This is a genomic window from Nonomuraea lactucae, assembly GCF_003313395.1.
Taxonomy (GTDB): domain Bacteria; phylum Actinomycetota; class Actinomycetes; order Streptosporangiales; family Streptosporangiaceae; genus Nonomuraea; species Nonomuraea lactucae.
This window is the reverse complement of the sequence record NZ_QNFZ01000101.1, coordinates 1-895: the sequence shown is the minus strand read 5'-3', so window position 1 is coordinate 895 and position 895 is coordinate 1. Positions and strand designations below refer to the sequence as shown.

Below are 895 nucleotides of genomic sequence, written 5' to 3'. Positions count from 1 at the left end.
GGTTCGCGGCGGCCATGGCGAGCGCGGCGGCCAGGACGGGCCACTGCGTGCCGGCCGGGTCGGCCGTGCCGCCCGGCGTCCCCCCACGGGAGGCGAGGGCGTCGCCGTGCTCGTCCAGGAAGCCGACATGGGTGTCGCCCGCCCGGAACGCCTCATGCTCAAGGATGCCGACGAGCAGGTCACGGTTGGTGGTGACGCCGTGGAGCCGGGCGCGGCGCAGGGCCGCCGCCAGCTTCCTGATCGCCTCGCCGCGGCTGGCCCCGTGCGCGACCACCTTGGCCAGCATGGCGTCGTAGTGCGGGGACACCACCGACCCGGACTCCACCCCGGAGTCCACCCTGACGTCACCCTCGATCTCGAACCGCCCCAGCACCCCGGTCTGCGGCAGGTAGTCGCGATCCTCCGCGTACAGCCGGGCCTCGACGGCGTGCCCGCTCGCGGGCGGCGGCGCGCCCTCCAGGGCCGCGCCCTCGGCGACCTCCAGCTGGAGCCGGACCAGGTCGACCCCGTGGACCAGCTCGGTCACCGGGTGCTCGACCTGCAGGCGGGTGTTCATCTCCAGGAACGCCACCCGCTCGCCCTTGACCAGGAACTCGACGGTCCCGGCCCCCACGTAGCCGATCTTCGTGGCGGCCCGTGCCGCCGCCTCCCTCAGCCGGGCGCGGGTCCCGTCGCCGATCCCAGGAGAGGGGCACTCCTCGACCACCTTCTGGTGCCGCCGCTGCACGCTGCACTCGCGCTCGCCGAGCGCCCACACGGTGCCGTGCCGGTCGGCGAGGATCTGCACCTCGACGTGCCTGGCCCGGTCGAGCATCGGCTCCAGGAACAGCGTGCCGTCGCCGAACGCCGCGCGCGCCTCCCGCCGCGCGGAGGCGGCCTCCCGCGCGAGGTCCTC

The 895-nt window shown here is 75.4% G+C and carries 1 protein-coding gene; it reads right to left on the bottom strand.

Translation table 11 applies throughout. The features are described from left to right. Positions 1 to 895, bottom strand: an 895-nt coding sequence (locus DQW85_RS07405) for an ATP-binding protein (RefSeq protein ID WP_476703597.1), incomplete at both ends; no start/stop codon positions are given.